This is a genomic window from Rahnella aceris, from assembly GCF_011684115.1.
In the GTDB taxonomy this organism is placed as follows: domain Bacteria; phylum Pseudomonadota; class Gammaproteobacteria; order Enterobacterales; family Enterobacteriaceae; genus Rahnella; species Rahnella aceris.
This window is the reverse complement of the sequence record NZ_JAADJV010000001.1, coordinates 1,951,398-1,976,095: the sequence shown is the minus strand read 5'-3', so window position 1 is coordinate 1,976,095 and position 24,698 is coordinate 1,951,398. Positions and strand designations below refer to the sequence as shown.

Genomic DNA, 24,698 nt, shown 5'->3' with positions numbered 1-24,698 from the left:
CATTTTCAACCTGCCTCCACATTTCGCCCACAGTATTCCGCTATCATGCAATTCTTACAGAAAGGTGACCGGAAAGTTAATTTTCTGAGGTATCATGCGGAATTAGCTGTCATGAATTTGTAAAACGTCAGTTTTTTTGGGCACATCAGTGGCCTGAAGCCGTGTTAAGGCGTTGACCCACCAGGATCAACAGGCTATATAGCGCTATCCGTTTTTGGCATGAATTTTCCTGTCTCAGGGATGAAGTAAGTGAATGACAAACGGGTCATTCGCTCGATGAGTTGAACCGTCGGCGCTGCTCGCAAAACAGCAGAAATGGGTCGTAGAGTTTATTGTTTAAATCAGACAGGGTGCTGAAATGGCTTCTGAGATAATTTCCTTCGTATTATTTCTTTCTTCTATTTTTCTCTACGTCACGCGGGCGTCGGCCAGCCGTGTCTGGTTTTCACTGGTGCTGTTTTTCCTCGGGCTTTACGTCATTCTTAACGTCATCCTGATCGGCAGCAATTATTTCACCGGTGAAGGCATCACGGACGCAGTGTTATATACCGTCACCAGTAGCCTGAAAGGGGCGGGGCTCAATAAATATATCCTGCCGTTTATCGGTTTACTGGCAGGGCTTGTCAGCGTATTCGCTTTGCTGGCGTGGGGGCTGAAGCAGCGTCGTGCCAAAAACAGCAGCGCGGTCTACAGTGCGCTGGCCGTGGTGCTGGCGGTCTTTTCTGTCGGTTCCACACAGGCATTCCAGAACATCTCGCGTCTGGTCAAAACGCAAATCTCAGGCAGCGGTGCAGATTTTAGTACCTATTACAAAGTGCCCGAAAAAGCCATTAAAGGCGCGAAAAAGCCTAACCTGGTTTATATCTACGGCGAGAGTCTGGAACGCACGTATTTTGATGACAAAGTCTTCCCCGGCCTGACCACCGAATTAAACCGCCATAAAGCGCAGAGTACCGATTTCACCAACACCAAACAGTTGCCGGGCACTGGCTATACCATTGCAGGTATGGTGGCTTCTCAGTGTGGGATCCCGCTGTTTGCGCCGTTTGATGGTAATGCCTCCAGTGCACTGGCGACCTTCTACCCTGAAAACGTCTGTCTTGGCGATGTGCTCAAAGGTGCAGGTTATACCAACTATTTCTATCAGGGCGCTGAACTGGCTTTCGCAGGCAAAGGGACCTTCCTGAAATCCCATGGTTTCGACCATCTTTATGGTTACAACGAATTGCGTCCGACTGTGGCGGACCCGTCTTATAAAAATGACTGGGGCTGGTATGACGACACCTTGCTGGATGAGGTGTACAAAAAATTCGTGACGCTGAGTCAGGAAGGTAAGCCGTTCTCACTGTTCACGCTGACCGTTGATACGCATCATCCGGACGGCTTTATTTCCCGCGGCTGTACCCGCAAGGAATATAAAGTGAACGGTAAAGCCAACCAGTCTCTGAGCGCCGTGTCCTGCAGTCAGGAACTGATTGCCGCATTTATCGATAAGATTAAAAAGTCCGGTTATTTCGATAACACCATCATTGTGGTGTCTTCCGATCATCTGGCGATGAACAACACGGCTTACAACATTCTGACCAAACAGAACCGTAAAGACCTGTTCTTCGTACTCGACGGCCGTCATCCGGCGGGGGAGCTGAACGGTGCGAAACGCAGCACCCTGGATAATGGCGCGACCGTACTGGATATGATGGGCGGCGACAACTACATCGGTCTTGGACGCAGCGGTGTTTCTGCGACATCGATGACTGCGCAGTTCCTCAATATTGATGACAAAGTGAATGCCTGGAAACCGGCGGTCATCAAACAGTGGGGCTTCCCGAACAGCATCAAAGACTATGCGGTGAATACCAAAGACAGCACTTTCACCTTCTCCGGCATGACCATCAAAACGCCGTTTATTCTGAAGGTCACGGCAGACAAAATTGAGCCGATGTTTGATGTCTATCTGTCCACGCCGCTGAAAAAACAACTGGCCGGACTGGCGACCAGCGATAACTTTGTCTGGGTTGATAAATGCTACGAAATGGGACGCGTCTGGGCACCAGAGTTGTCGCTCAATACCGGCCTGTGCGTTGCATCGGGGAACCTCGGGGCGAAGCCGACGATCGTGCAGATCACCGGTGATACCTTCAAAGGTAAAGTGGACTTCGTGAAAGACACCTCGGGCAGCAATGCGATTTATCAGCAAACCCTGAAGACGCTGAACATTGATGATTCCGCCACCACTTATCAGTCGAAAGCCATCGCTTTTATGGTGCCGGGATTGCCGGAGCAGGTAAAAGCGATTACCGGTGTTTCAGCCGTTGAAAACTGGGGACGCTGGTCAGATGCCAATCTGGCACCGTCGGTGAAAATTGATTACGTTAAACCGCTGCCCGCCACCTTTGATGTGGTGATCCGCGCACGGGCTTACGGCAATAACATCGATAAGCCGGTTTCCGTCCGTGTCGGAGATCAGGAGCAGTTTGTCACCTTCGGCGATAAAGACGGTATCGTGAAAGTACAGTTCACCAATCCGGGAGCGGAGCAAAGTATCGTCATCACGCCGCCGGAACCGACCGAACCCACTGAAGGCACCAGCGGCGGCTTCCAGCCTCGTAAACTGGGCATCGGCATGGTTTCTCTTGAAGTTCAGCCGGTGGATCCGCAGTCTTAATCCGCTGTTTGCCCGAAATGTTAAAAACCCGCTCCGGCGGGTTTTTTATTGGAAGCAAATTGGGGAAATGGCAATTGAAATAACACTTAGCATTTTTATCGCTTTACTATCCCATTTCGGTTATTCATTTCAAGAATAACTATCATTAAAACAATATTATAAAGAAATAAGCCGATGGGTATACTCGCCAAATTCCTGCACGGAAACACAGCCCGGAGCAGGCATCTCATCACACTTTTGGGGATAGCGTATGCGCAAGACATTCAACAAAACAAAGACCCGTATTCACCGTGCTGTTTTACTGGCCGCAACCTCGGCAGTGATCATTTCCGGCAGCGTGCTGGCGCCGCTGAGTGCGGCACAGGCCGCCGATAAAACCACGGTTAAGGTCGGTATTATCAGCGGGGAAGACGAAGATGTCTGGCGTGAAGTGGTCAGACAGGCCGCAGCAAAAGGTCTGACGGTAAAACCGGTGATTTTCAACGATTACAACCAGCCAAACGAAGCCCTGCAAAACGGCGAAGTGGATGCCAATGCCTTCCAGCATCAGCCTTTCCTCGATAACCAGATCAAAGTGAATCACTACAACATCGTGCGCGTGGGTGATACCGCTGTGTGGCCAATCGGGTTGTACTCTAAAAAAGTAAAATCTGCCGACCAGCTGAAAGAAGGGGCGGTGATTGGCGTGCCGAATGACCCGGCGAACGAAGCGCGCGGGCTGATCCTGCTTCAGCAATCTGGCGTGATCAAACTCAAACCGGGCGCCGGTATTTTCGCCACTACGGCGGATATCATTGAGAACCCGCGCCACGTCACCATTAAAGAGCTGGATTCCGGCATTATCGGCCGCTCCGTGCCGGATCTGGATGCTGCGATTGTGAACACCGACTGGGCGCTGAAAAGTGGCCTGACGCCTGCGGATCGTATCGCGCAGGAACCGGTAAAGAATAATCCTTACAACAACTTCATCGCGGTGAAAACTGAAAATGTGAATGCGCCGTGGGTGAAAACGCTGGTCAGTTCTTACCAGAACGAGGCTGTCAAACAGGTGTTTGATAAGGTCTATAAAGGCACCGGCGTGACGGCCTGGTAAGGATGTAAAGCATGACGATCATCTCTGAAACCGGTGCGCAGTTCACGGCGACGTCTTCAGAAAAAGCCCCTCCACGCCCGGCTAACGCCGGGCAGTTTGCCGGTGGCACTCTGAAAACGCATCAGGATGAGGTGCATGACGTCGTGCGCCTTGACCATGTAAGCCGTCAGTTCGGCACAATTCAGGCGCTGAAAGATGTCTCGCTGACGGTCCGGCGGGGCGAAATCCTGGGCATTATTGGCCGTAGCGGTGCGGGGAAATCCACCCTGATCCGCTGCCTGAACGGACTGGAACAGCCGGACAGCGGCGTGATTGAAATCGAAGGCCATGCCATCACCGGCCTGAGCGAGAAAGCCTTGCAGTCAGTGCGCAGCCGCGTGGGGATGGTGTTCCAGCATTTCAATTTGCTGTCGGCCAAAACGGTTGAGCAGAATGTCGCGCTGCCATTGAAAATCGCCGGATACGACAAGGCACGGCGTCAGGCGCGTGTCGCCGAGCTGCTGGCGCTGGTCGGGCTGGAAGATAAGGCAAGGAACTATCCGGCGGCGTTGTCCGGCGGTCAGAAACAGCGCGTCGGTATTGCCCGTGCGCTGGCAGCCAGTCCGGCACTTTTACTTTGCGATGAAGCGACATCGGCGCTCGATCCTGAAACCACGCGTTCGATTCTGGCGCTGCTGCAATCCCTCAATCAGAAACTCGGCATCACCATTTTGCTGATCACCCATGAGATGGAGGTGATTAAAAAAATCGCGCATCGCGTGGCGGTGATTAATGGCGGTGAAATTATCGAAGAGGGGCCGGTGTGGCAGGTGTTTGCGCATCCGCAGTCCGCGCTGACCCGTACGCTGTTACAGGGATTATTGCCGCAACTGCCGGAAGCGCTGGCTGAACGGTTGTCGCCGGTACGTCAGGGCGAGGCCATTTACAGCGTCCAGTATGCGGAGCAGGGGCGGCAGGGCGAAATACTCACTCAAATGGCGACGGCATTACCGGGCAAATTCCGGCTGATCCAGGGCGGCGTGGATCATATTCAGCATTATGCCGTTGTACGTTTCTTCTTCTCAGTGCCGGTAAACGATACGGCATCTGAGCAGGTTGTTTTAGACTGGCTGCGACAGCACCAGGCCACCGTGGAGCTGACAGGCTATGTCTCCGGTAATGATTGATTTACTGATTAACGCCGTCGAAGAAACGTTGCTGATGACGGCAGTTTCCGGCCTGTTCTCGCTGATCGCGGGTTTGCCGCTGGGCCTGATTCTGGTGATGAGCAGTCCCGGCGGCATTGCCGAAAATCGCTGGGTTAACCGCTCGCTCGGACTGGTGATCAACGGTTTCCGTTCTCTGCCATTTATCATTTTGCTGGTGGCGCTGATCCCGGTAACCCGTTTTCTGGTGGGCACATCGCTCGGCACCTGGGCGGCGATTGTTCCGCTGTCGATTACCGCCACGCCGTATTTCGCCCGCGTGGCAGAAGTCTCGCTGCGCGACGTGGATCGCGGACTGACTGACGCCGTTCGCGCGATGGGTGCCAGTAAACTGCGTATTGTCTGGGACGTGCTGATCCCGGAGGCGCTGCCCGGTATTTTGTCCGGATTTGTGGTCACGCTGGTGGCGTTGATTGGCGCATCGGCGATGGCGGGCGCTATCGGCGCAGGCGGACTGGGTGATCTGGCAATCCGTTACGGTTATCAGCGTTTTGAAACAGTGGTGATGATAGAAGTGATCGTCGTGTTGATTGTGATGGTTTGCGGCATTCAGTGGCTGGGCGATCGTATCGTGGCGCGCGTCGATAAACGTCATTAAAAAGCCGGTTGTGCGGCGACCGGCTATGTTCAGTCTCTACAACTCGCTGCGTGAACGCCAGCGTTCACGGGCCATAAATCCTTTCACACCGACATCCAGGAACGGGCGCGGCGGCAGATAACTGGCGCGTCCGATGCCCTGCATATCGGCCAGCAACGGATTGTCCTCTCCCAGCGCATGTTCCGCCAGCAACCGCCCGAACGCACTCTGCTTGGAACTGCCGGAACCATTACATCCCGCTGACGAATACACGTTCGGCGCAATATTCCCCCATACCGGCGCGCCGTTGCGCGTAATGCTGATCAGCCCCGACCAGGTGTACGCCATATTGACGTCCTGTAACTGCGGATAAATACGGGCAAATAATGCCTGATGGCGGCGGGCATGACGGCCGGTTTCTACCGCACGGGTCACCAGACCTGGCGTAAAGTTGACGTGCTCACGGATCAGGAAGCGATGGTCAGAGGTATAGCGCAACGTCGCACCCGCCAGTGCATTCACCGGCGTCGAGCCCCACGGCGCAATATCACCGATCAGCTGACGTTGTGCGGGTGACAGCGGTTCAGTCAGTGTTGCAAACGTCGACATCGCGAAGACGTTGCCTTTGAACAGCGGTAACCCGCGTGCTGCACCATTGATCGCCAGCATCAGTTTACCGGCACGCACTTCGCCGTGCGGCGTTTCTGCATGAATAGTGCCCTGAGTGTCAATCTGCAACGCAGGTGAGTTGGCATAAACCGTGACGTTTGCCGGCAACGTGGCCACCAGCCCGCTGATCAGCGCCGCCGGATTCACCAGAATACAGTTGGGTGTATACACCGCGCTGCGGTAGAAACCGGTGCCCAAACGCTGACGGAGTGCGGCTCTGTCCAGCAGCTCAAAGCTTTCGCCGAGCGTGGTGAGTTCCTGCTGATAATGCGCGATTTCACCGTCAAACTGCGCACTCACGGCGCAATGGTATTTGCCTGAATTCAGCCAGTCACACGCAATATCATGCTGATCGACGGTCTCTTTCAGATGATGCAACCCGTACTGTAAAAGACGCCGGTACGCATTGGCGTGTTCCAGCTCAGCCGATGTGCTGCCGACGGTATGCGGTAAATCAATCACAAAACCCGAATTACGGGCCGAAGCGTTATCGGCCACGTCGAGCGCCTCGAGTACCACAACATGCTCATGCGGCCGAAGCTCGGCAATACGACGGGCAAATGCCAGCCCGGCAAAGCCTGCGCCAATCACCAGCCAGTCTGCCGTGACTTTTCCACGTAAAGCCGGATGGCGGGGAGTATCACCCCGCAGCGCCGCCCAGCCGTTAATATTTTGATCAAGAGGTAAATGTTTAATTTTCATTGTCTGTCAGGTGGTTATCCCGGGTGCAATGATCCTAAGGGATAGACGTATAGATGTCTAATGCGGATTAATGCTATCAAAAGAAGGTGAGCTGAATACTGCACAGATAGCGGCTGAATCTGGTCGTCTGCTACCCCCTGAGAATTTTGCCGGTGACCGGTCGCCTGTCTCCGGAAGTTGGCTATGAAATCCTCATGTTGCGCGAAAGAAAAAATTGAGAGCGCTATCCGTTGAGAACCAGAGACATGTCCGGGTATCGGGCGCACAGGAAATCGACGAATGCGCGAACTTTTGGCGCAGCAAGCCGCCTGGAAGTATGCAAAACCCAAAGTTCCCGCTCTGCCCCCGACACGATGCCCCACTGAACTAAATCGCCGCGGGCAAGCTGGTTCCATGCGATGGATTGCGGAATGAGGGCAGCCCCACCGCCGGCGATTGCCGCATCGCGGACCATCAGTAACGAAGAGAAGCGCAATTTTGGGATCGGCTCCAGGACCAGTTGCCCGCCATCGAGACTCCAGTGGGCAGGCTGGAAGCTCGACGTTACGATGCCGGGCACTGGCCTGATTGCGCCGGGTAGTGGCCTGATTATTTCAGGAGCGGCCACGACAACCAGCCTGTCTTTGGCGAAACACAGTCCGACTAAATTGCTGTCGGGGCTTGGGTTGATGCGGATTGCGACGTCAAATTGTTCCTCGACCAGATCTACCATGCGATCTTCCGCCACGATTTCAATTTCAATTTCCGGGTAGGCCGCACAGAATTCGGCACCAATGCGCCCCATCGCAAGCTGGGAAAACAGGACCGGAGCGGCGACACGCAAACGCCCGCGAGGCGTCGAAATACCATCACCGACCGCCGTCATGGCTTCGGTCACCTCACTCAGCAGGCCTTCAGTCCGGGAGATCAGCGTCGCCCCGGCTTCGGTGAGCTTCAAACCGCGAGCGCTTCGCTCGATCAGCCTCACACCCAGTTGCTCCTCAAGATCTGCGATGCGTCGCGATAGCGTGGCTTTGGAAATGCCGCTTGCGCGGCTTGCCTTCCCCAGCCCTTCATTTGTGGCGACGAGGATAAAATCAGACAGCGCGTTCAGGTTCATGGTGTTCCATTTATGAGACAAGGTGTCTAAGTTTTAGGATCTTTGTTTTTTAATTGCAACGGAATATTGTCTCGTTATCAGAACTTGCTACGAGGAACTGCAATGAACAACGTACAACGCGCCGTACTGATTGGGGTCTCTGGTTTATGAATAAGCCCGATCCGGTATTACTCGGGAAGCTGGCCAACGACGTCGCCAGCGGCACGCTACAGTCCAGAATTGGCGGCGTAGTGGGCTTCGCTGATATTCCCAACGCAATCGAACGTAATCGTACCGTTTCACGGACCGGTAAGGTCGTTGCGGATTTCTCACGTTAACCATTATCACTATCTTGCAGGAGTTAAATATGAGCATTCTCGTTACCGGTGCCACGGGCACCATTGGTTCACTTATCATTCAGGGTCTGGCTGACGCTGGCGCCGGGGTCAAAGCCCTGGTACGCCAGGCGGGTAAGCGCGAGTTTCCGGCAGGGGTTACGGAAGTCGTTGCAGACCTGACCGACGTCGCGTCGATGCGTGCCGCGCTGTCATCGGTACGAACGCTGTTTCTGCTGAATGCGGTTACGCCCGATGAGGTTACTCAGGCCCTGATCGCCCTGAACCTCGCCCGCGAGGCGGGCATTGAGCGTATCGTTTATTTGTCGGTGATCCATGCTGATAAATTCACCAACGTTCCGCACTTTACCGGCAAGCATACGGTTGAACGCATGATCAAAAGTCATGACATCCCCGCCACCATTCTGCGTCCGGCTTATTTCATGCAAAACGACCTGATGGTTCAACAGACGATTCAGAACTACGCGGTGTACCCGATGCCTGTCGGCTCGGCGGGCGTCTCAATGATTGATGCGCGCGATATCGCGGATGTCGCCGTGGCTGAGTTGCTGCGACGCGACAAGGCATCGTCTGCGCTGGATCCTGTCACGCTGGAGTTGATTGGGCCGCAACCGCTGACCGGTGCGTCCGTGGCGAAGATCTGGAGTTCAGCCCTGGGTCGCGAGATTACTTACGGGGGAGATGACGTCACCGCGTTTGAAGGGCAACTCGCCTCGTACGGTCCCAACTGGCTGGCTTATGACATGAGCCTGATGATGGCTGGTATTCAGACGTTCGGCATGCAAGCTGCTGAAGGAACCGCAGAACAGCTACAGGCTCTCATTGGACACCCGCTGCGCACTTATGAAGATTTCGTTCGCGAGTCTGTTGCCGGGAGCTAAACCGCGAGGCAAAGGGGCGGTTTACTGTCAGGCAGTACGCCGCCGAACAACCGGTAAACGTAACCCAGTCAGGCACTTGTTACCTTGCAGGCATCTTCTCAGGAGGATACGGTATGTACTGGGTTCGGCAGTTCCTCATCCGCACAGGCTTCACCCTGGATACGACTCTGTGCATACCCGCGCAGGCGCTGGAACGGGCTGGTCAGAACGGTATAAACCGACGATACGGGAGTGATTATGAAAAGAGAGTCGTTATTCAGGTACGCGCGGGAACACTATAATTCGGAGCCGGAATATCTCTGGCGTAACCTGCCGGATTATGCCGTGCTTCGTCATCACAATGGTGATAAATGGTTTGGTCTCGTGATGAATGTATCCGGTACCAAGCTGGGGCTGAAAACGGAAGATAAAGTCGACATACTTGAGGTTAAGGTCCGGCCGGAGCACATCGGCTCATTACGTCAGAAAGACGGCATTTTGCCTGCTTATCATATGAATAAAGAGCACTGGGTCAGTGTGATCCTTTCCGGACCGCTGTCGGCAGATGAAATACACGAGCTGCTTGCCGACAGTCATGAACTGACATGCTGATAATATATTCAAAGACAGAGATACCTATGCAGGCGTTATTTCTTAAGCCCCCTTTGATGGATAAGCTCTGAGCGGCAAGGCGCTGCAAAGGAATACGCCACGTGCATAATTAATGGTGCAATAAGTCACTTAAAAACTTCCTGGCACGCGGGTGTTGCGGATGATTGAAGAAGTTTTCCGGTTTGGATTTTTCCAGAATTTTCCCCTGATCCATAAACCAGATTGTGTCCGCTACGTCGCGGGCAAAATTCATTTCGTGTGTGACGCACATCATGGTCATACCTTCACGTGCCAGACTGCGCATCACATTCAGGACTTCACCGACCATTTCCGGATCAAGCGCCGACGTCGGTTCATCAAACAACATCACCGGCGGTTTCATGGCTAATGCCCGGGCGATGGCAACACGTTGCTGCTGCCCGCCGGAGAGCTGTGCCGGATAGGCATTGGCTTTGTGTGATAATCCGACACGTTCCAGCAGTTCACCCGCGTGCTTGCGCGCTTCCTGACGTTTCACGCCGAGCACCTTTACCGGCGACATCATGATGTTGTCCAGCACCGAAACGTGCGGAAAAAGATTAAAGTTCTGAAAGACAAAACCGATACGCGTGCGCAACTGATTCAGGCGGGTGCTGGTGCCATGAATATCCATGCCATCGAACAGGATCTGGCCCTCTTCAATAGGTTCCAGCCGGTTCACGGTGCGGATCAGCGTTGATTTGCCCGAGCCGGACGGTCCGCAAACCACCACGACTTCACCGCTTCTAATTTCAGCACTCAGGTCGGTCAGCGCCTGATATTCGCCATACCATTTATTAACCTGATTAAATAAGATCATTGGTCGCATCGTCGTTCCTTATTATGATTGAGTCTTCAGCAGTGGAGCCTTCGTCATTTTCTCCGCTTCCGGCATCCGGTTCTGCCGTTTGCGCGTGATACGGGCTTCAAGCTTATTGGCCAGCCACGTCAGGCTGAAACAGATGATGTAATAGCCAATCGCGACAATCGCGAAGACTTGAAAAGGTTTGGTCAGCAGTTGGTTATTCACCTGATTAGCGGCAAAGGTCAGCTCCGGCACGTTAATGACGTAACCCAGCGTGCTGTCTTTAATGATAGAAACCAGCTGGCTGACCAGACTTGGCAGCGTGTTGTATAACGCCTGCGGCAGAATAATCAGACGCAGCGTTTTGAAATAACTCATCCCTAAAGCGCGCGCCGCTTCGTACTGGCCGCCCGGCAGCGCCTGAATGCCGCCGCGCACGATCTCGGCGATATACGCACTTTCATAAATCACCAGCGTACACAGCATGGTGCTGAAGCCGCTGATGTTGTGACCGATTAACAGCGGAACGCAGAAATACGTCCAGAACACCACCATCAACAGCGGAATGCCGCGTAAGCCGTAGACCCAGCAGGCAGCGGGCCAGCTCAGCCAGCGGAAAGGCGATAAACGCGCCAGCCCGAGCAGAATACCCACCGGCAGTGCAAACAAAACGGCCAGCAGGGAAATCAGTAACGTACAAAGTATCCCGCCGAGCGGTCCCTGCGGATATTGCCCCATCAGGAACAGCATCCCGTTGTCGTGCAAAATCGTGAACATCTCGAGCATGTGATTACCTCGCGTAGGCCCGCTGGAACCGGCGGGCCAGCAACGCGCCAGCACCCATCAGCAGCAGAGAGAAGAACAGATAACCGGCAGAGGCCACCAGATACGATTCGAAAGTCCGGAACGTCTGGTTTTCAATATCACGGGTCACGTAAGTCAGTTCAGCTACGCCAATGACCATAGCCAGACTGGTGTTTTTGAACAGTAAAACGGTGTGGTTGAGCAGCGAAGGCAGCGCGTTGCGGATGCCCTGCGGTAAAATAACCGAACGCAGCGATCGGGTGTAACTCATGCCCAGCGCGCGTGATGCTTCGGTTTGCCCTTCAGGAATAGCGCGTAATCCGCTGCGGATGTCTTCAGAGAAATACGCCGCCTGACACAATCCGAGCGCAAACATCGAGAACAGAAACTCGGCGTTGAAATCGTTAATCCACATCTGCACAGATTCCGGCAGCAGCGTCGGAATGGCGAAATACCACATCATCAGCTGAATAAGCGTCGGCACATTGCGGTGATACGACACATAGGCGCGGACGAAATATTCAGCGGCGCGTTTGTGCGTCAGCCGGATGACGACCAGCAGCAGGGCAATACACATCGCGAGCAGCCAGGACCCCAGCGCCAGCTTGAGGGTGACAACCATGCCATCGACGATCATCTGCTCGAACTGACCGGTCAGGACTTTGCTGAAATCGAGCGTCATCGTATTTTCACCCTCCTGAATGGTTGAACTGTGGGTTTATAGGAAAAAGATCACAGACCTTCGCCGGGGCGCATGGTGGAAAGGCCACCGGGAACCTGCAACGTCGGGGTGATTTCGATGTTGCCGATGTTGACGGCAATCGGCGCAGAAACGGCAAACGCCACGCAATCGGCGATGTCTTTGGCTTCGGGCAGTTCAAAACCGTCAATGAAACGGCGGCGGGCTTCTTCGTGATCGCCGGAAACATTGCCGAAAATGTCAGTCGCCACGCGACCCGGGCAGATTTCAGTGATGCGCACACGCTTGCCGTAGCAGTCAACGCGTAGCTGGCGAGACAGGGCGTGAACCCCGGCTTTGGTGGCGTGATAAATCGAGTTGCCGCCGAAGTTATAAATCGCGGCAATCGAGGTGATGTTGATGACGTGGCCGCGATCGCGTTCCATCATGCCCGGCACCAGCAGGCGGCAAAGATGCAAAACGGCGCGCAGATTCACATCCACCTGCGTATCCACGGATTCTTCATCGGCGCTCAGGATAGAGCCGGGACGGGAAACCCCGGCGTTGTTCACCAGAATATCCACGCTGATCTCGCTGCACAGGCGCGTCACCGCGTCGAGGTCGCTGACGTCGAGCGCATGCGGAATACAACCGGTGCGGGCGGCGAGGGCGGCCAGCTGATCGGCGCGGCGTGCGACAGCATGAACGGTGATCCCTTCCTGACAAAGGCGTTCGACAATGGCTTCACCCATTCCGGCCGATGCGCCGGTCACCAGTGCGGTTTTGTAATCTGAAAATGGCATTGCGACTCTCCTGTTAAACCGCCGGCTCCATCATGTTCTGCCGGTGGGTGTTTTCTGACTGTATCCAGTAATTCTCAGACGGTATAAGACATAAACCGTGTGAGGCGATAAGAGGGGCTTATAACAGCGTGTTTTACCCTGCCATCAGGCGGCGTTGCCGGGCTGGCGGCATCAGCGCGATGTCCATTTCGGTAATAATTTCCCGCAGCGTATGCACCATTTCGAGGGATTCCGGCGTATCGCCGTGAACCAGAATCGATGTCGCATCCACCGGCAACGTCACGCCGTCGATGCTTTGCACCGTGCCTTCGCGCAGCAACTGGCGGATGCGCGCGCGTACCTGCTCTTTGTCATGAATAACCGCGCCCGGTTTCGTCCGGCTGACCAGCAGGCCGTTGCTTTCATAGGCGCGGTCGGCGAGAAACGTACAAATCACCGGCAAATCCAGCGCCCGCGCCATGCGTTCGACGGCGTTGCCGGGCATCGTGCTGATGATCATTTGTGCATCGAAATTCTTCACCGCCTGCAATAACACCCGCGCCAGCCGGGCGTCTTCGGACACCATATTGCCCAGCGCACCGTGGAAACTCATGTGCGTCAGCGGGTAATCCGCCGCTTTCGCAAAAGCAGAAAGCGCGCCAAGCTGATAGGTGACGTAATGCGCCATCACCTCCGGTTCGATGTGCATCCGGCGGCGGCCAAACCCGGACAAATCAGGGAATCCGACGTGCGCGCCGAGATCTACCTGATACTTTTTCGCCAGCGCGACGGTTTTCGCCATAATCACCGCATCCCCCGCGTGAAACCCGCAGGCCACGTTGGCGGAGGTGATCAGCGGCATCAGCGCGGCGTCGTCGGCGATGGTGTAATCGCCAAAGCCTTCGCCGATATCGGCGTTTAAATCGATGTATTTCATGCGGCCAGCTCCTCGCGGCGTAAAGTGAAAATCTCCGCGCCGTATTCCACGCAGTCACCGTCTTCCACGGACAGGGATGCCACCACGCCCTGCACCGGGCTGCGCAGCGGCAGATAAATCACGCCGACTTTCAGCAGCCCGAGCAGCGCATCTTTCCCGACTTTTTCACCCGGTTGTGTGAACGGAATTTTGTTGAGCGGATGCTGTAACAACACGATGCCGGGGAAAGGTGCACACACCGCGTCGGGGGCGGTCAGCGCGGGAAGCGCAGGCGTTTCGTCCGGCATGCGGCATGGCAAAATGGCGGGGGAGACTGGCGCGTATTTCATGCTGACCCGAAAGCCGTTTCCGCTGAGTTCAATCTGGCTCAGGCCGGACTTACGCATCTTTCGTGCGATATCTCGCAACTCGCTGAGTGCTGGTGCTTTTTTTTCCATATCCTTCCCGTCGAAGAGAGAGTGTCCCCGCGCAATAACGACGACAAACGACCCGCTTTGCGGGCGGTAAAAGCACTCTATCGTGTCACTGCCGACGTCAGGAAAGAGGATTTCGCTTTGCGGTAATAAGGTGCGCTTATTACCCCACCAGCGTCAGTGGCCGGTTATCCACCGTGCGGCTGGCCATCAGCGACAGCAAAATCGCTTTGACCGCTTCGGCGGGCTGGGACAGCGGCAGATGGTCGGACATACAAAATGACAGCGCCGCCTGAATATTCGGTTTATCAATTTTCGCCATCCACGAATCCGAGGCTTTGAGCATCGCGCGGGCGGCGGATTCCGGCATGATCGTGCAGCCTAAACCCGCCGCCAGCGCGGCATTGAGGGTGGTTTGCGATTCGATTTCGCACTTCACGCGGTACGTCACAGCTTCATGGATAAACGCGTCGTCGATGACTTTTCGCATGATGTTGTAAATGCGCGGCAGGAACAGGTCATACTTTGCCACCTGCGCCAGACTGACGGATTTCAGCGGTTTGCTCAGCGCGTGCGGGCAGACGAAATACAACTCTTCTTTCATCAGCGGCATAAACCGTAATCCGTGAATTTCCCGGTTGCCGTAAATCACCGCCATGTCCATCCGGCCATTCATGATCAGCTCGCTGAGCGTGGTGCCGAAGTTTTCATTGAAATACAATACGATGCCCGGATATTGCCGGTGGACTTCTTCCATCAGCGGCAATGCCAGTTGCTGTGCGGCGGTGCCCGGCGCAAGCCCGACAGAAACGCTGCCCGAAAGCGCCAGCGCCGAGCCGTCAATCGCGCTCTGGGCCTGATCGCACTGGCGCAAAATGGCCTGCGCGTGGATATACAAAATCTTGCCCGCTTCAGTCGGCGTCACGCCGCGTTTGGTGCGGATCAGCAGTTGCTGATTCACTTCGCCTTCCAGCGTCGCGAGTTGCTGGCTGAGCGCAGGCTGCGCAATGTGCAGGATATCTGCGGCCTGAGTGAGGCTACCCACATCGACAATCTTGATAAAATATTTAAGGCGGCGGAGATTCACGATGGCATCCTCATCACGGAAACAAGTGGTGTTATAAGTAATGTGTATGAAGCAAGATGAGTGCCAACACGCACTAACAGGCTGATTTATGTCCGATATCCGGTTTTCCTTCTGATTTATCCGCCGATTTATTCACTGTATAGCCGGATGTTTTCTGCCTTTGCGCAGCCTCCCGAATAATGAAAATCCCCGCCTGCACTGCGCCGGTGCAAATTGCCTGATTTGCGCGTTCAGCCATTGTTTTGTGTTATGTCACCACAACAAAGCGCTATTGGTCGGCGCGGTCCGTTCCTCATTACTCTTTCCCCTGAAGTGCCTCATCGCTGTCCGTCTTTTTACGTTCGATAAAAACAATGGAACCCCAGGACCATGCCTGATATCGCCGATCGCTTAAAAAATGTCTCTGTTTCTGCCTCCGTCGCCATGACGCAAAAGGCCCGTGACCTCGCAGCCGCAGGCGTGAACGTCATTGCGCTTTCTACCGGTGAACCGGATTTTCCGACGCCCCCTCATGCCACGGAAGCCGCCTACGCCGCCGCGCTCGGCGGTGATACCCGTTATCCGCCAACCGACGGAACCCCGGCGCTGCGGGCGGCCATTGCGCGTAAATTTCAGCGCGATAACAACCTGAATTACGACGTGAGCCAGATCCTCACCGCAGGCGGCGCGAAGCAAATTATTTTTAACGCGATGCTGGCGACGATTAATCCGGGCGATGAAGTGGTGATCCCGACGCCGTCGTGGATTAGCTATGCGGATATCGTCAAATTCGCGGGCGGTATTCCGGTGCCGGTGGCCTGCCCGGAGGAGAACAATTTCAAGCCGTATCCGCAGGACATCGACGCGGCGATTACGCCGAAAACCAAGTGGCTGCTGCTGAATTACCCGAGCAATCCGACCGGTTCCGTGGCAACCCGCCAGGAATTGCAGGCGATGGGTGAGGTAATGCTGCGCCATCCGGGCGTGTGGATCCTGACCGATGACATTTACGAACATCTGATTTATGACGACGTGACATTTTATACGCTGGCCGAAGTGGAACCGCGTTTGCTCGATCGCGTGCTGACGGTCAACGGCGTGTCGAAAGCCTATTCCATGACCGGCTGGCGTTTAGGTTTTTGCGGCGGTCCGCAAGATCTGATTAAAGCCATGAGTAACGTGAACACGCAAAACAGCGGTGGCGTCACCACGCTCACGCAGGCGGCGGCGGTCGCGGTGCTTAACGGCCCGCAGGATTTACTGAAAGAGCGCGCCGAAATCTACCGCCAGCGCCGCGATTACGTGCTGGAGCGGTTAACGTCCGTGCATGAACTGCGCTGTCATAAACCGCAGGGCGCGTTCTATCTGTTCGTGAACATTGAAGGCTGCATCGGGAAAACCACCGCAGGCGGGCGTCACATCAATAGCGATGCCGATTTCGTGATGGCGCTGATCGAAGAAAAACACGTCGTCACCGTGCAGGGCGCGGCCTACGGCATGAGTCCGTATTTCCGCATTTCGTATGCGACCAGCATGGAAGTTTTGCAAGACGGCTGCGACCGGATAGCAGCGTTTTGTGCGGAGCTGAAGTCATAACGTCTGAGTCAGAACCATAAAAATCTATGGTCACCCCCGTTTTTGCAACGTTGATTTTGATTTATGATGGGCTTGCTTAAATCTATACGGCGTCTGATGGGCAACCTTACGTTGCCCGCGCCATGATGAAGTCCGCGCCTGCAGAACCTTAAAAAGCGGACGGCTTCAAAGAGCCATTTTTTATGTCAGGTTCATCCGCAGGTCGCTGTGCCGTTCATGTCATCAATAATCGGTCGTCGCAAAACCAGAAAGTCACTGCGTAATGCCTAAGAGCTAACAGTTCGTCCCTGTTGGCTCTTTTTATTGGATAAAAGCTGTGCGATGGGTTGTCACCGACCAGGCTATTCGGGCCAGTTTGTTGGCTAACCCGCAGGCCACTACGTTCGAGTGATGCCGCGAGAGCTGGGCCTTCACCTAGTCAGCCAGCCGCCCCTGATTGTGTTCAGGTCGTTGCATAAAAGCGCGAGCGCATAGAAGGTCGTGATGCGGCTTCGCAGATAGCCCCGGCATCAATGAAATCGTTCTTATTGCTTTTAACGAAGGGTCGGACAAACTGAGGAGAGATGAGCTTCACCTGATGCCCGAACTGGCTGATGTGCCGGGCCATAAAATGGGCGCCCGCACAGGACTCCATAACAACGGTAGAAGCGGCACAAGTAGAGAGAAAGGCGGTTAACGGGTTGCGGGAAAACTTCTTACGTAGCAATGCATTACCGTTTTTATCCTGAGCGTGGACATGGAACGAATGCTTGCCGAGGTCAATACCGATGAGCGTAACGTTTTGCATGATGATCCCCTTCAGAAAGAAAAACACCCTGTCAGCGTACCGCTCACAGGGTGGGGGTGACCATCTTATTAAACCGAAGCCACTGGCTTCGGTTTTTTGTTTGCAGCAATCTGAAATTAACGGTGAGCCAGCTCAGCCGTTTCTTCAGCATCCATCACCGCTTTATCCGTCTGTTTCAGCAACTGACTTGTGATAGTGCCTGCCGTCATTGAACCGCTGACATTCAGCGCGGTACGGCCCATATCAATCAGCGGCTCAACAGAAATCAGCAGGGCAACCAGCGTAACCGGCAGGCCCATGGCTGGCAACACGATCAGGGCTGCAAATGTCGCACCACCACCCACACCGGCAACACCGGCAGAGCTCAGGGTAACAATACCCACTAATGTTGCAATCCATACCGGATCAAACGGGTCGATGCCGACGGTTGGCGCAACCATGACGGCCAACATGGTTGGATACAGACCTGCACAGCCGTTCTGACCAATCGTTGCCCCGAACGATGCCGCAAAGCTGGCGATAGATTCAGGAATACCCAGACGGCGTGTCTGCGCTTCAACGCTCAGCGGGATGGTCGCGGCACTTGAACGGCTGGTGAAGGCAAAAGTCAGCACCGGCCAGACTTTACGGAAGAATTTCGCCGGATTAACACCGGTGAACGACAGCAGTATCGCGTGAACAACAAACATAATGCCAAGACCCAGGTAAGACGCGACCACAAAGCTGCCGAGTTTAATGATGTCCTGAATGTTCGAGCCGGCGACCACTTTGGTCATCAGAGCCAGTACCCCGTACGGGGTCAGTTTCATGACCAGACGCACCAACTTCATCACCCATGCCTGCAGGGTATCGATAAAGGCCAGAATGCGCGGACCTTTTTCTGCATCATCTTTCACCAGTTGCAGGGCGGCTACACCAACGAAGGCTGCGAAGATCACGACGCTGATGATTGATGTCGGACTTGCGCCTGTCAGATCAGCAAACGGGTTCTTAGGTATAAAGGAAAGGATCAACTGAGGCACGCTCAGGTCAGCCACTTTGCCGACATAGTTAGACTGAATTGCCGTCAGTCGCGCCGTTTCCTGCGTACCCTGTACCAGGCCGTCAGCGGTGAGGCCGAACAGGCCCGTCACGAAGATACCCACCAGAGAAGCGATCAGTGTGGTGAACAGCAGGGTACCGATGGTCAGGAAGCTGATTTTCCCCAGCGATGACGCGTTATGCAGTTTCGCTACCGCGCTCAGAATAGAGACGAAAACCAGCGGCATGACGATCATTTGCAGCAACTGGACGTAGCCGTTACCGACAATATTGAACCAGGTAATTGAGGTTTTTAGTACCGGATCATCGGAACCGTAGATCAGCTGTAAAGCCAGGCCAAATACGACACCCATAGCCAGACCCAGTAAAACTTTTTTTGCCAGGCTCCATTGCTTGTGGCGGGTTTGTGCCAGCAGCAAAAGCAGGGCAACGAAAACCACTACGTTAAGAACGAGCGGAAGATTCATACCAGACTCCAAACTTATAATTTTGATAAATGAAACGGGTGTTTCCGGAAAAGGACTGCACCATCCCAAAGCATTGGGGGGCAGAATATCAGTTTGAGGGTCCGAGCATTTATATCCAAAAGGAATTCATTATAACTTTTTGTTGGTATTTGTATTAATTTTCATCATATCGGCAATATTTCATGCTATTCAGATGAATAATTTCAGGATGTGATTAAAAAAGTCAGGATTTATTGCACCAATGATGGGCGTCCAGTCTGGCCAGAAAAGCGTCAGGCCGACCAGCATAAGGCAGAGCGTGCGCTCGAGTTGATTACCTTTCTGGCTGTTAATCAGCGGTAGCCGGAAACGCCATCGACAAGGCCAGAGCAGCGGCACTCCTGCAGGCGTCAGCATATCTGCCAGGATATGGCTCAGGTAACCGATAATCATGGCGTGGAAAGCATCAGCGGGGATCACCCAGTCATGAGGGAAATGAGTGCGTAGCAGGAAAATCCCTCCAGCCACCGCCAGCAAACTGTGAGTGAATCCACGGTGACCAAAAGCCCGGGCGATGGGGGCCGACAACCATTTGAGACGCTGGCCCAGCACCGATTTGGGGTGATCAATATCGGGCAGCAGACAGGTAAGCAAAGACCCTGGAATGATGTGCCACCAGTCACCATGCGCCAGTTCGGGAGAAAGCTGGGCCTTCTTAGCAAATACTGCACAGGCAATTGAGAAAATGAGATGGCCTTCCGCCGTCATGACGCGTCCGAACTGGATAACTGTTATTTTATCCAGTATAAGTGAAACTGTCACAATCTTGGAAGAGATGCCCTGTAACTAATTGTCAACGGACTGATAAAAAACAAAAAAGCGTATAAGAATACGCCTTTCTGGTGTCACTTATTCTGCCCTTAACGCGCGAGCCAACCACCATCGACGGCAATGGTGTAACCATTAACGTAATCAGAGGCTTTCGATGCCAGAAAGACTACCGGCCCCATGACATCTTCCGGCAGACCCCAGCGTCCGGCGGGGATTCTGTCGAGGATTTCTTTGCTGCGTTCTTCATCGGCGCGCAACTGTTCCGTATTGTTAGTCGCCATATACCCCGGCGCAATCGCATTCACATTGACGTTATGCTTCGCCCATTCATTGGCCATCAGTCGGGTCAGACCCATTACTGCGCTTTTTGACGCGGTATAGGAAGGCACCCTGATCCCCCCCTGATACGAGAGCATAGAGGCAATATTTATAATTTTGCCACCGTTACCCTGTTTGATGAACTGCTTCGCCACGGCCTGAGACATAAAGAACAGCGTTTTGCTGTTCACATTCATCACATCATCCCAGTTTTTCTCGCTGAATTCGATGGCATCTTCACGGCGGATAATACCGGCGTTATTGATCAGAATATCGATATGACCAAATTCCCCGACTGCTTTCTCGATCAGCTCAGGAATGCCTGTGATGGTGCTCAGATCAGCCCTCAGATCGAGAAAACGGCGGCCTAACATGGTGACTTTTTTTTCAGTTTCTTCAGGGGCGGAAACGTTAATGCCCACAATATCGCATCCCGCCTGCGCGAGACCCAGCGCCATGCCTTGTCCCAGCCCGGTATTGCAACCGGTGACGATTGCGACTTTGCCGCTTAATTCAAATGAACGGAGGATCATATTCAGAGTCTCTTTTGCAACGGCGCGTTCGCCATAAAAAATGAGTTGCTCTGCCGGTAAGGCAGAGCAAGGGGGAGTTAGCGCAGTTCGCTGACTTTGACGTGATCCATGTCATCGAATACCTGGTTCTCACCGACCATCCCCCAGATGAAGGTATAGTTTTTGGTACCCACTCCGGCGTGAATTGACCAACTAGGAGAGATGACAGCCTGCTCGTTGTGCACTAATAAATGACGGGTTTCCTGTGGTTGCCCCATCATGTGGAACACGGCAGTTTCCGCTTCCATATTGAAGTAGAAATACACTTCCATACGACGTTCATGGGTGTGGCAAGGCATGGTATTCCACAGGCTCCCCTCTTCCAGTTTGGTCAGCCCCATGGTCAGCTGACAGGTTTCCAGAACGTCGGGCACGATGAATTTATTGATGGTGCGGCGGTTGCTGGTAGCTGCATCGCCGATGGTCTGCGGAGAGGCTTCCGCCAGTGTGATTTTTTTGTTCGGGAAAGTCGTGTGTGCCGGCGCACTGTTGTAGTAGAACTTGGCCGGTCTGGAGGCATCAACGCTGCTGAACTCGACCCGCTTTGCCCCTTTGCCGACATACAACGCTTCTTCATGACCAATTTCATAGGTTGTACCGTCAACCACGATCAGACCCGGGCCGCCGATATTAATCACGCCGAGTTCGCGACGTTCAAGAAAATAGCTCACACCAAGCTGTTTACCGACTTCATCACCCACGGATACCGTTTTTTCAGCGGGCATGACGCCGCCGACAATGATGCGGTCGATGTGGCTGTAAGTCATGGTATAGGCATTTTTCTCAAAGATTTTCTCAATGAGGAATTCACGGCGTAATTCAGCGGTATCAAGCGTTTTTGCGTGGTCGCTGTGGATACTTTGACGAACTTGCATGTCGGTGCCTCTCATGAATGACGGTATTAAGGAGGACTTACCGGGCTAGTCTGACCGTTGCGTGGCAGTGACAGCGTACAGAAGCAGGAGAGCTCCCGGCTCGTCCTTGTTGCAGGAATCATAGGTTCATTGGCATGCGAATTCAATAAAAATGAAATAACGTTTTATTTATTTTATGAGTCAGTTCAAGATTTACGAAATTAAACGAAGCTTCAAAAATTGTGGCAGGAGAAATGCGTAGATAAGGTATATGGAAAGGAGAGAAAGCAGAGAAGGTGCGCAGCGGCATGAGCGGCTGCGCATAAATTTTAGCTGATGTGTGCCACACGCAATTCTTCGAGGGAAGAAAGTTTGACATCGGCAAGCGCCCAGCGTGGATCCACACTGTATTCATGGTCCGGCACCACCACCGAGCGCATACGCGCGGCTTTGGTGGCGATCATGCCATTAAAGGAATCTTCCAGCGTCACACAGTTGAGCGGATCAACCTGTAATTCTCCGGCAGCCAGCAGATAGACCTCAGGATGCGGTTTGCTGTAAGGCAGCTTTTCCGCTGAAACACGAACCTTAAAGAAGGAGTGTAAATTAAACATTTCCAGCACGGTATCGAGCATAAACAGCGGTGATGCCGACGCGAGACCAATCTTCAGCCCCTGATCACGGCAAAGCTCAAGGGCATGATTTACGCCAGGCAGTAACGGCCGGGTTTGTTCTACCAGTTCAATCGTGCGGGCAATAATCATTGAGGACACTTCTTCCTGACCCGGACCCTGCCACGGAAGCGCCTGATACCACATCCTGACCACCTGATCGATACGCAAACCTAGCGTATCCGGCAGCAAATGGCGCTGGGAAATATCAACGCCCAGGCGACTGAAAACGTCCAGCTCAGCCTGAGTCCATAACCGTTCAGAATCAATTAACAGACCATCCATATCGAAAATTGCTGCATTAACAGGGCGGACATAAGCCATGAAAGCGGACTCCCTCACAATAAATAGAAACCCACTTTAACATCGGTGGGAATGCAGGTGAAATCTGATGTGAAAATGGACAGGATGGACGTTCCCGGTACAGCGTTACGCTAACTGATTAAAACATTGGGCGGAGCAGGCTTTCTGTGGGTAAACTTAGCCGTTGCTTTAGGTATCCTAACAAGGGGAATTCATGACGTACCAACAAGCCGGACGTGTGGCAGTAATTAAACGAATTGCGGGATGGATCATTTTTATCCCTGCGCTGCTTTCTACGCTGATTTCTTTGCTGAATTTTATCAACGAGCACACTAAGACGGAGCAGGGCATCAACGCGGTCATGCTGGATTTCATCCACGTGATGGTGGATATGGTGAAGTTCAATACCTCGTTTCTCAATGTCTTTTGGTACAACTCACCGGTGCCAGCTTTAGGGCAGGGTTTCACCAGCGCGAACATCATGTTCTTCATTATCTACTGGCTGATTTTTGTGGGGCTGGCACTTCAGGCTTCCGGCGCGAGAATGTCCCGTCAGGTAAAACACATTCGCGAAGGGATCCAGGATCAGCTTATTCTGGAACAGGCGAAAGGTGCTGAAGGCCGGACACGTCCGCAAATTGAAGAGCGTATCGTGATACCGCGACACACGATTTTGGTGCAGTATTTTCCATTGTATATTTTGCCAATTATCATCGCTGTCATCGGCTACTTCATTTTGAAATTATTAGGATTAATGGCCTGATAATTTGACGACATATTTATAACGGGTTTCTGTGAAAATGAAAAATAAGGCCTGAATATTAACGTTTTCAGGTCTTATTTGTTCAGAGCTGAAATATTTATCCCGCTAACTGATATCTTCGTGTAACAGCCTTTCTATGGCGCGTTGCGCCACCACAAGATGCTGACCACCGAATAAATTACTGCGGTTAAGCAGGTAATATAACTGGTAGATCGGTTGCCTCGAAATGAAGTCGTCAGGGAGTGGCGTTATACTCTGATAACCGTCATATAATTGCGGCGGAACATTCGGATATAACGGCAGCATCGCCAAATCGCATTCCCGATCTCCCCAGTAACAGGCCGGGTCAAAAATCACCGGACCATCATCAGATAAGCCACAGTTATGCGGCCATAAATCGCCGTGTAAAAGTGAAGGTTGCGGCTGATGATTCTGCAAGCGGGCATGAACCATAGCGGTGATATCTTCGATATTACCAAATATCATCCCTTTTTCAGCAGCCAGTTGCAGCTGCCAGCCAATGCGCTGCTCGGCAAAGAAGGTAGCCCAGCGCCGTTGCCAGCTGTTGGGTTGCGGAACTGTCGCCAGTTCATTATCGAAATCCAGACCGAATTGCAGTTGTTCACTCCACTGATGCAATGCGGCAAGTTGCTGGCCTAAAACATAGGCATTATGTGCATCCAGAGGTTTTTGCGGGATATATTCGAGCAAGAGGAAACTGTAATCACGGTCGCTACCTACACCATAAACTTCCGGCACCCTGACGGTCTGGCTGCGCGCAAGTAAGGCCAGCTGATCGGCTTCAGCGGCAAAGATAGGCAACATTTCGCGTGCATTGCATTTCACAAACACGTTTCTGTCGCCGTAGCTCAGCCGCCATGCCGGGTGGATTTCGCCTCCCGGAAGCTCAACACGTTCGCGGATTTCAGCATTGCCTAAGTGTTCACTCAACAAACGATTGACGGCTTGCCACATGGTATGACCCCTTCTGACTGGCCAGATAATTCATTAAGTTAGCGTTTTTTCAGCTTCGAAAACCCGATCCGGCGCACGGCTGAATCAGATGATGATGTCAATTTATGCAATTTCTCAGATGTCTAAATAGAACGTATCATCAGCGGACAGATTAATTTAGGAATATGTGACATGAAACGGGTTTTATAAACGGAATTGTCTTATCGACATCCCTCTAACC

General features: G+C 53.4%; 24 protein-coding genes and 1 pseudogene. 9 read left to right on the top strand and 16 right to left on the bottom strand.

The annotated features are described in order from the left end of the window. Positions 1 to 358: 358 nt before the first annotated feature. The 4 genes from opgB (at position 359) to GW591_RS08930 (ending at position 5,561) form a co-directional block, all read left to right on the top strand. A complete protein-coding gene (gene opgB, locus GW591_RS08945; RefSeq protein WP_013576030.1) occupies positions 359 to 2,665 on the top strand; it encodes a phosphatidylglycerol--membrane-oligosaccharide glycerophosphotransferase in 2,307 nt (768 codons plus the stop codon). 250 nt (positions 2,666 to 2,915) lie between these two features. Then, positions 2,916 to 3,758 carry a MetQ/NlpA family ABC transporter substrate-binding protein gene (locus GW591_RS08940; protein WP_112198551.1) on the top strand — a complete coding sequence of 281 codons (843 nt, stop codon included), beginning with the start codon at positions 2,916 to 2,918 and terminating at the stop codon, positions 3,756 to 3,758. Between the two features lie 11 nt (positions 3,759 to 3,769). Continuing rightward, positions 3,770 to 4,924, top strand: a complete 1,155-nt coding sequence (locus GW591_RS08935) for a methionine ABC transporter ATP-binding protein (RefSeq protein ID WP_112198550.1) — start codon at positions 3,770 to 3,772, stop codon at positions 4,922 to 4,924. Beyond that, positions 4,905 to 5,561: a methionine ABC transporter permease gene (locus GW591_RS08930; protein ID WP_112152193.1), complete on the top strand. Its 657-nt coding sequence runs from the start codon at positions 4,905 to 4,907 to the stop codon at positions 5,559 to 5,561. Before GW591_RS08935 ends, GW591_RS08930 begins: the two co-directional genes overlap by 20 nt. Positions 5,562 to 5,597: 36 nt before the next feature. Here the strand turns inward: GW591_RS08930 and GW591_RS08925 are convergent, their stop codons facing one another. Together GW591_RS08925 and GW591_RS08920 are read right to left on the bottom strand one after the other, a co-directional pair. Next, positions 5,598 to 6,911, bottom strand: coding sequence for an NAD(P)/FAD-dependent oxidoreductase (locus tag GW591_RS08925; RefSeq protein ID WP_121020118.1), 1,314 nt, complete (start codon positions 6,909 to 6,911; stop codon positions 5,598 to 5,600). 223 nt (positions 6,912 to 7,134) lie between these two features. Beyond that, the gene (locus GW591_RS08920; RefSeq protein ID WP_166860487.1) at positions 7,135 to 8,010 is read right to left on the bottom strand and encodes a LysR family transcriptional regulator; all 876 of its coding nucleotides are present in this window, start codon (positions 8,008 to 8,010) and stop codon (positions 7,135 to 7,137) included. A 146-nt stretch (positions 8,011 to 8,156) separates the two neighbouring features. Between GW591_RS08920 and GW591_RS08915 the strand changes: the two genes are divergently transcribed. From GW591_RS08915 to GW591_RS08905, 3 genes are all read left to right on the top strand, one after another. Then, positions 8,157 to 8,327 carry an NADPH:quinone reductase gene (locus GW591_RS08915; RefSeq protein WP_015690107.1) on the top strand — a complete coding sequence of 57 codons (171 nt, stop codon included), beginning with the start codon at positions 8,157 to 8,159 and terminating at the stop codon, positions 8,325 to 8,327. Positions 8,328 to 8,356: 29 nt separating this feature from the next. Further along, a complete protein-coding gene (locus tag GW591_RS08910; RefSeq protein ID WP_013576024.1) occupies positions 8,357 to 9,226 on the top strand; it encodes an NmrA/HSCARG family protein in 870 nt (289 codons plus the stop codon). Between the two features lie 237 nt (positions 9,227 to 9,463). Next, complete coding sequence (locus tag GW591_RS08905; protein WP_112152197.1) at positions 9,464 to 9,817, top strand: MmcQ/YjbR family DNA-binding protein; 354 nt, start codon at positions 9,464 to 9,466, stop codon at positions 9,815 to 9,817. A 109-nt stretch (positions 9,818 to 9,926) separates the two neighbouring features. Here the strand turns inward: GW591_RS08905 and GW591_RS08900 are convergent, their stop codons facing one another. From GW591_RS08900 to nac, 7 genes are all read right to left on the bottom strand, one after another. Then, positions 9,927 to 10,664, bottom strand: a complete 738-nt coding sequence (locus tag GW591_RS08900) for an amino acid ABC transporter ATP-binding protein (RefSeq protein ID WP_013576021.1) — start codon at positions 10,662 to 10,664, stop codon at positions 9,927 to 9,929. A gap of 12 nt (positions 10,665 to 10,676) precedes the next feature. Then, positions 10,677 to 11,426, bottom strand: a complete 750-nt coding sequence (locus tag GW591_RS08895) for an amino acid ABC transporter permease (protein ID WP_013576020.1) — start codon at positions 11,424 to 11,426, stop codon at positions 10,677 to 10,679. Between the two features lie 4 nt (positions 11,427 to 11,430). Beyond that, on the bottom strand, positions 11,431 to 12,126 hold the full coding sequence (locus GW591_RS08890; protein WP_166860485.1) for an amino acid ABC transporter permease: 696 nt from the start codon (positions 12,124 to 12,126) through the stop codon (positions 11,431 to 11,433). A 50-nt stretch (positions 12,127 to 12,176) separates the two neighbouring features. Next, on the bottom strand, positions 12,177 to 12,926 hold the full coding sequence (locus GW591_RS08885; protein ID WP_013576018.1) for an SDR family oxidoreductase: 750 nt from the start codon (positions 12,924 to 12,926) through the stop codon (positions 12,177 to 12,179). A 133-nt stretch (positions 12,927 to 13,059) separates the two neighbouring features. After that, positions 13,060 to 13,842: a LamB/YcsF family protein gene (locus tag GW591_RS08880; protein WP_112152198.1), complete on the bottom strand. Its 783-nt coding sequence runs from the start codon at positions 13,840 to 13,842 to the stop codon at positions 13,060 to 13,062. After that, positions 13,839 to 14,279: an acetyl-CoA carboxylase biotin carboxyl carrier protein gene (locus GW591_RS08875; protein WP_166860483.1), complete on the bottom strand. Its 441-nt coding sequence runs from the start codon at positions 14,277 to 14,279 to the stop codon at positions 13,839 to 13,841. The genes GW591_RS08880 and GW591_RS08875 overlap by 4 nt, the downstream gene beginning before the upstream one ends. Positions 14,280 to 14,418: 139 nt before the next feature. After that, complete coding sequence (gene nac, locus GW591_RS08870; RefSeq protein WP_013576015.1) at positions 14,419 to 15,342, bottom strand: nitrogen assimilation transcriptional regulator NAC; 924 nt, start codon at positions 15,340 to 15,342, stop codon at positions 14,419 to 14,421. Between the two features lie 369 nt (positions 15,343 to 15,711). On the opposite strand from nac, the gene GW591_RS08865 reads away from it, so the two are divergent. Next, on the top strand, positions 15,712 to 16,917 hold the full coding sequence (locus GW591_RS08865) for a pyridoxal phosphate-dependent aminotransferase (RefSeq protein WP_037035530.1): 1,206 nt from the start codon (positions 15,712 to 15,714) through the stop codon (positions 16,915 to 16,917). 466 nt (positions 16,918 to 17,383) lie between these two features. Here the strand turns inward: GW591_RS08865 and GW591_RS08860 are convergent. From GW591_RS08860 to hxpB, 6 genes and pseudogenes are all read right to left on the bottom strand, one after another. After that, positions 17,384 to 17,704, bottom strand: a pseudogene (locus tag GW591_RS08860) (IS110 family transposase); the annotation flags it as partial. Between the two features lie 116 nt (positions 17,705 to 17,820). Beyond that, on the bottom strand, positions 17,821 to 19,212 hold the full coding sequence (locus tag GW591_RS08855) for an L-cystine transporter (RefSeq protein WP_037035298.1): 1,392 nt from the start codon (positions 19,210 to 19,212) through the stop codon (positions 17,821 to 17,823). A 189-nt stretch (positions 19,213 to 19,401) separates the two neighbouring features. Then, positions 19,402 to 19,959, bottom strand: a complete 558-nt coding sequence (locus GW591_RS08850; protein WP_013576145.1) for a metal-dependent hydrolase — start codon at positions 19,957 to 19,959, stop codon at positions 19,402 to 19,404. 152 nt (positions 19,960 to 20,111) lie between these two features. Continuing rightward, positions 20,112 to 20,873 carry a 2-dehydro-3-deoxy-D-gluconate 5-dehydrogenase KduD gene (kduD, locus tag GW591_RS08845; RefSeq protein WP_013576144.1) on the bottom strand — a complete coding sequence of 254 codons (762 nt, stop codon included), beginning with the start codon at positions 20,871 to 20,873 and terminating at the stop codon, positions 20,112 to 20,114. Positions 20,874 to 20,950: 77 nt separating this feature from the next. After that, positions 20,951 to 21,787 carry a 5-dehydro-4-deoxy-D-glucuronate isomerase gene (gene kduI, locus GW591_RS08840; RefSeq protein ID WP_013576143.1) on the bottom strand — a complete coding sequence of 279 codons (837 nt, stop codon included), beginning with the start codon at positions 21,785 to 21,787 and terminating at the stop codon, positions 20,951 to 20,953. Between the two features lie 308 nt (positions 21,788 to 22,095). Next, positions 22,096 to 22,761: a hexitol phosphatase HxpB gene (gene hxpB, locus GW591_RS08835; RefSeq protein WP_013576142.1), complete on the bottom strand. Its 666-nt coding sequence runs from the start codon at positions 22,759 to 22,761 to the stop codon at positions 22,096 to 22,098. 193 nt (positions 22,762 to 22,954) lie between these two features. On the opposite strand from hxpB, the gene GW591_RS08830 reads away from it, so the two are divergent. Beyond that, positions 22,955 to 23,503: a YniB family protein gene (locus tag GW591_RS08830; RefSeq protein ID WP_013576141.1), complete on the top strand. Its 549-nt coding sequence runs from the start codon at positions 22,955 to 22,957 to the stop codon at positions 23,501 to 23,503. A gap of 105 nt (positions 23,504 to 23,608) precedes the next feature. Here GW591_RS08830 and GW591_RS08825 read toward each other — a convergent pair whose 3' ends face one another. After that, entirely contained in the window at positions 23,609 to 24,478 is an 870-nt protein-coding gene (locus GW591_RS08825) for a fructosamine kinase family protein (protein ID WP_037035297.1), read from the bottom strand. Positions 24,479 to 24,698: the final 220 nt, after the last annotated feature.